General features: G+C 62.3%; 5 protein-coding genes. 3 read left to right on the forward strand and 2 right to left on the reverse strand.

The features are described 5' to 3' along the window. On the reverse strand, positions 1–489 hold a 489-nt coding region (locus ABX749_RS17880; RefSeq protein ID WP_372897160.1), incomplete at its 3' end, for a helix-hairpin-helix domain-containing protein. Positions 490–540: 51 nt separating this feature from the next. Further along, entirely contained in the window at positions 541–2,472 is a 1,932-nt protein-coding gene (locus ABX749_RS17885; protein WP_372897161.1) for a hypothetical protein, read from the reverse strand. A gap of 703 nt (positions 2,473–3,175) precedes the next feature. Here ABX749_RS17885 and groL point away from each other — a divergent pair. From groL to ABX749_RS17900, 3 genes are all read left to right on the forward strand, one after another. After that, positions 3,176–4,891, forward strand: a complete 1,716-nt coding sequence (gene groL, locus ABX749_RS17890; RefSeq protein ID WP_145219685.1) for a chaperonin GroEL — start codon at positions 3,176–3,178, stop codon at positions 4,889–4,891. Between the two features lie 180 nt (positions 4,892–5,071). Beyond that, on the forward strand, positions 5,072–5,368 hold the full coding sequence (gene groES, locus ABX749_RS17895; protein ID WP_145219683.1) for a co-chaperone GroES: 297 nt from the start codon (positions 5,072–5,074) through the stop codon (positions 5,366–5,368). 129 nt (positions 5,369–5,497) lie between these two features. After that, on the forward strand, positions 5,498–6,190 hold a 693-nt coding region (locus ABX749_RS17900), incomplete at its 3' end, for a TCP-1/cpn60 chaperonin family protein (protein WP_372897162.1).

A 6,190-nucleotide genomic window follows, 5' to 3' on the forward strand; every position in this document is an offset into this window, starting at 1 on the left:
GCCTTCGGCCCAGCGGAGTCGCTCGGCGGCTTGTTCGGCGATCGCTAAGCCGTCCAAGATTGCTTGAGCCGTCTTTTCGCCGAAGCCCTTGATCTTGGCGACCGAGCCGGATTCGCACGCGGCGCGAAGGTCGGCGAGCGAATCGATGTCGAGTTCCTTCTGCAGCTTGGCCGCTTTCTTGGCGCCCAGGCCTGGCACTCGCGCCATTTGGATCAGGACCTCGGGGACTTCTTCCCGGAGCTTTTCCAGTTGCGGCAGCGAGCCGGTTTGCAGCAACGTTTCCGTTTTTTCGGCGAGCGTTTTTCCGATGCCGGCCAGGTCGCTTAACTTTCGATCCGGATCGGCGACGATGTCGGCCACCGATTCATCCAGGTCGCGGATGGCTTTGGCGCCTTGTGTGTAGGCTCGGATGCGAAACGGGTTTTCGCCTTTGAATTCGAGCAGTTCCGCGAGTTCATCGAAGACGTTCGCGATGGTGGAATTGTCCATCGTTGCGTGACGTTCCACTGAAGAGAGATGGGATGGATTGAACGGTAGCCGTTAGCGTACCGGAAGCCAACCGCCGCTGTCACGTTGCACGGGAGCCGGACGCTGCGGCGCCGCGGGAGTCGCTTTCATCGCCGGCGTTGTCCCTTCCCAGGCAGTCTCTTCCCAGGCAGCGACCTGCCGGACGTTTTGGTGACGCGTGGTTGCTTCACGCACCGGGACGCTGACTCGCGGTCGCGTCGTGCTGCGTGAGGAGGCCGATGATTCGGTGTTTCGAAACAGTGCCGAGGGGTCGGCTCCACGAGCCGACGGGGCCGGCAGCGGTGGGGCTTGGAAGGGTTGCGTGCTAGGCGGCTGGACCACGCGCCGTGTCGGAGCCGGTTCGCGATTGGGAACCGCGTCGGCGGATCGGTTCGTCAGATCCATCGGGCCCGTCATCGTTGGCGGCCCGGAGGGAACACCGATCGGTCGCAGGGTGCTCAGTTGAGACCCGCTGGAATCCGATTCCGGGGGCGAGAGCGGTTTGGCCATCGAGGGTGGCGTCCGCGTCGTGAACTGTTCGCTCTGGCGGAACCGGCCGCTCGGATCCGGAGTTCGCAGGTGACGCGTCACCGGCGGATCCAGTTGGATCGCGGGGCGATTCGGGTCGTCCGCACCGTCGTTTTCGGTTTGGCCGGGATCGGGAGCGGAGTCGCCGTAGGGATACGGATCGTCTCGGTAGGAATTGTCGTAGGCGTTGTCCAGGTAGCCGTTGTCCAGGTAGCCGTCGTCCGAAGCCGCCGAATTGGCAGAGCCGTTCAGCTCAGGGCGGCCCGATTCCAGTCGAGGCTGGGGAACCGGTTCATCGTCTCCCGTTCCGGACGAGCCGCCGGTCAGCGGTGCCGCGTTGGGGTAGCCGGAATCGGGCATGGTCGAGGGAATCGTCGTGATGCCCGGATCGCCGGGGACGAATTGTCCGCCGACTTGACCGATACCGCTAGGCGGCGGTGCAAAGCTGCCAGGGGTTCCGGCGAGGGGAAGCGAGGAGGTTGGGGAGGTGCTGCCGAGCATCGGGGTGGAGCAGACGCCGGGGTCGGTTGGCAGCGTCGTGGTTCCGGGTTGAAGCGGGAACGACGAGTTGTAGGGCACGCGTTGCAGTTGTTGGACGTACGAGCTGCACGGTTGCTGAACCGTGACCGTCGTTCCGGTGGTCGGGTCGACGATCGATGCAGGTCGGTAATAGGTGATCGGAGCCTGGTAGTACGACGTCACGTAGTTGGTGTTGCGTCCGAGCAGCGAGTTGAAGAACCGTGCCAGCCCCGAACCGAAGCGGCGTGGCGGCTGCGGTCCCACCGGCACGAGCGGTGCGTAGGTTGTGGGCGCGTAGGCTGCGGGCGCGGCGTTGTAGGTGACCGGCGCGACGCTGCTGGGATAGTTGGACGTGTAGACCGGCGGCGTGTAGACCGGCGCCGGGGCGATCGGGTTGAGCCCCGCGGTGCCCCGCAGCGTGCTGCTGATCGGGACGCGGTTGGCCGTCGTGTAGGGTTGCGTGTACGTCTGGCCGGAGACGATCGGCAAGCGGTACGCGTTGGTGGTTTGCGGCGCGACAACGGTCGTCGGAGCGTAGCTGGTGATCGGCAGTCGTTGGGCCGAGTACTGGGGCGACGTGTTGACAGGCATGCCCGTGTAGACCGACGGGTTGTCGAACGATTGGACGGTGGTCATCCCGGACACGGCGGTCAGGGGGGCACCGTAGGCCGGGCGTTGGGCCTGGACGACGCCGGAGCTGAACGGGCCGGACGTGATCGGGGCCGTGGTCACCGGGGTTCCGACGACCTGGGTTCCCGCGACCGGGTAGGCGTAGGGGTAGTTGGCGGTGTAGGTCGCCGAGCGGCCGAACAGCCAATCCAAGCAGCCGGCCTGACAGGCGTCGGCTCCGCAGAGCGACGCGAGCGAGACGACGAGGGTGGTGGTCAGGGTGCGAAGGGGCAGTCGGCCTGTCGACATGCGACGATTCCGTGAACGGCGTTTTGGGGGCGAGTCAATCGTTTGGGGGGATCCCGGTTGCGGAAAGTCCACAGCGTTCCCGGAGAAGTGGACGCTGCAGATTGCGTTTGGTCAATGATTTGATGACCCCAGTTGGCCAGTTGGAAAGCGTTTTGGGCGGGCGTTTGACGGTCGTAACGGGATTGGGGGATCTCGGGCGCGAGGTGCGACAGTTGCGACCGTGGGGGCTCTGTCGGAGCGACATTCTGAGCGGCTTTTCGGATTGGGGCCTTCTGCCAACGTGGCACGAGCGTTAATCTCTCCGACCCGCTGCGAATTTCGTGGCCCACCCCATTTTTTGCTCCCCAACGGCGTTTCTTCGCAGTTGCGATGGGAGAGAACGGAGGAGACGGGCATTTTTTGCAGGGCAGAAGCCGGCTTGGCACGCCGGTTGCTATCCGTGGCGGGCATTCAGCGGAACTGTCATTCCGTCGCCGATTTTGATTTGCGTCGCCTGCCAAACGGGACGCGAGAGCAGGCCAGCCGGACCACGGTTGGGTCTGGGCGACGGAACGGATCCGCCTGCACGAAACACCTCCGGCGCACACGGTCGCCGGTCCAATCCATTTCCCCCTTATTGATCACCTCGGCAGACGTGCCGGCTCGGTTGAGCCGCACTGCGTCCGGTCCGAGGTGCGTTGTAAACCACAGGAGAAACAACGTCGTGGCAAAGCAAATCGTTTTCGACGACGACGCCCGCGGGCCACTGTTGGCCGGCGTCAGTAAACTGGCGCGAGCCGTCAAGAGCACGCTCGGTCCACGCGGCCGTAACGCGGTGCTCGACAAAGGCTGGGGATCGCCCAAAGTGACCAAAGACGGTGTGACCGTCGCCGAAGATATCGAGTTGGATGACCCCTTTGAAAACCTGGGGGCACAGTTGGTCAAAGAGGCTGCCAGCAAGACCAACGATGTCGCCGGGGACGGGACCACGACTGCGACCGTGTTGGCCGAAGCGATCTTTCGCGAAGGGCTGAAGATGGTCGCCACCGGCGCCGATCCGATGGCGCTCTCGCGTGGGATCAGCAAGGGTGTGGAGGCTGCCGCGGCGCAAATCAAAAAGCTCGCCAAGCCCGTCAATGAAAAGAGCAAGAGTGAAATCAAGCAAATCGCCACCATCGCCGGGAACAACGACCCGACCATCGGTGACGTCCTTGCCAATGCCTTCACCAAAGTCGGCAAGAACGGTGTGATCACCGTCGAAGAAGGCCGCTCGAACGAAACCTACGTCGACATCGTCGAAGGCATGCAGTTCGATCGCGGGTTCCTGTCGCCGCACTTTGTCACCAACCAAGACGAAGTGTCGGTCGAGTTGGACGACTGCTACGTGCTGTTGTTTGAAGAGAAAATCAGCAACAACAAGAAACTGATTCCGCTGTTGGAAGCGATCAGCAAAGAAAAGAAACCCTTGCTGGTGATCGCCGAAGACGTCGAAGGCGAAGCGTTGGCGACGTTGGTCGTCAACAAGATGCGCGGCATCATCTCGGCCGCTGCCGTCAAGGCACCCGGTTACGGCGACCGTCGCAAGGCCATCCTGGGCGACATCGCAGCGTTGACCGGTGGCAAAGCGATCTTCAAGGATCTCGGAATCGACCTGGAAAGCGTCAAGCTGTCCGATCTGGGACGTGCCAAGAAGATCCGCATCACCAGCGATGCGACGACCATGGTTGGTGGCGCCGGCAAAAAGTCGGACATCGATGGACGCGTCGAGCAGATTCGACGCGAGATCGAGCAGACCGATAGCGACTACGATCGCGAGAAACTGCAAGAGCGTCTGGCCAAGCTGGCCGGCGGTGTGGCCCAGATCAACGTCGGTGCCGCAACCGAGACGGAAATGAAAGAGCGTAAGGCGCTGATCGACGACGCCCGTGCGGCAACCCAAGCCGCTTTGGAAGAAGGCATCGTTCCCGGTGGCGGAACGACCCTGCTGCGTTGCCGGGCTGCGGTTGAGAAGCTCGAAAAATCGATCGAGGGCGACGAAGCGCTGGGCGTTCGGATCATCCGAAACGTGCTCGACCAACCGCTGCGTGCGATCGCCAACAACGCCGGACTCGACGGTGCCGTCGTGGTCAATCGCGTCTTGCAACTCAAGGGCAAGACCGAAGGCTATGACGCCAACGCGGAAAAGTATTGCGACCTGTTGGAAGCCGGGATCGTCGATCCGGCCAAGGTGGTTCGGACGTCACTGGCCAACGCGGCCAGCGTTGCGGCGCTGTTGCTGACGACCGAGTCGTTGGTCACCGAAATCCCCGTCGAAGAAGAAGAAGGCGGTGGCGACCATCACCATGATCACGGCATGGGCGGCGGAATGCCGGGCATGGGTGGCATGGGCGGCGGAATGCCAGGCATGGGCGGTATGGGTGGCATGCCGGGCATGATGTAACCCGGTTGCAGGTCAAGCGGGCGGTGTTGTCGCGATCGGCACACTGCCCTGCCCTCCCCTGCTCTGACCCACTGGTGCGACGCTGCTTCAGGGGATCCGCACCGCGGAATCCGTCGACGGCGTCGCGATCGCAAGCGAAACAATTCAAACTCACACACCTTTCGAAATCACAACCTAATCATGGCAAAACCAAAACTGCGTCCGCTCGATGACCGAGTCGTTGTTCAACCCGTCGAAGCTGAAACGACCACCGCCGGCGGCATCGTTCTTCCCGATTCGGCGAAAGAGAAACCGCAACGCGGCACGATCGTCGCCGTCGGCCCCGGCAAGCTGCTCGAAAGCGGCAGTCGTGGCACGCTCAGCGTCGACGTCGGCGACACGGTGATCTACGGAAAGTACGGCGGAAGCGACATCGAGGTCGATGGACAAGAGATGAAGATCCTTCGCGAGAGCGACATCCTGGCAAAGGTCCTGTAGTGACACCGGCGACTGCCCGCCCTGCCCTGCCCCGCTTCGACGCGGCGGCAGGACGTTTGGCGGGCCGAGTCCAGGTGTTATTGGATGCGTTCATTCAGCACTCGTTTCAATTGATAGAGGAATCCTCTCGTGGCTAAACAACTCCTATTCGAAGACCACGCACGCGCACGCATGCTGGCCGGCATTGACAAACTGGCCGACGCCGTCGCGGTGACGATGGGCCCGACCGGCCGCAACGTCATCATCGACAAGTCGTTCGGCGGACCGACCGTGACCAAAGACGGTGTCACGGTTGCAAAAGAAATCGAACTCGAAGACCGTTTCGAGAACATGGGTGCGAAGCTGGTCATCGAAGTCGCTCAGAAGACGAGTGACTTGGCCGGTGACGGCACGACCACCGCGACCGTTCTCGCCCGTGCGATCTTCAAAGAAGGCCTTCGCAACATCGTCGCGGGAAGCAATCCCGCCGCGATCCGTCGCGGCATCGATAAAGCCGTCCAAGCGGCTTGCGATCAGCTGCACGAAATCGGCCGTCCGGTCCAGGACAAGGCTGAAGTCGCCAACGTCGGCGCCATCAGTGCCAACAACGACAATGAAATCGGCAGTCTGTTGGCCGACGCACTCGAACGCGTCGGAAAAGACGGTGTGATCACGGTCGAAGAAGGCAAGTCGCGAACGACCGAAGTCAACTACGTCGACGGGATGCAGTTCGACAAGGGATACATTTCCCCGTACTTCATCACCGATCCCGGCACGATGGAAGCGAACCTGGAAAACGCTTTGGTGCTGCTGTATGAAAAGAAGATCAGCAACATCCGCGAC

This window comes from Stieleria sp. (assembly GCF_041595215.1).
Taxonomy (GTDB): Bacteria; Planctomycetota; Planctomycetia; order Pirellulales; family Pirellulaceae; genus Stieleria; species Stieleria magnilauensis.

Coding starts and splice junctions, on each gene's coding strand:
- groES (WP_145219683.1), top strand. CDS start 5,072: ATGGCAAAACCAAAACTGCGTCCGCTCGATGACCGAGTCGTTGTTCAA.
- ABX749_RS17885 (WP_372897161.1), bottom strand. CDS start 2,472: ATGTCGACAGGCCGACTGCCCCTTCGCACCCTGACCACCACCCTCGTC.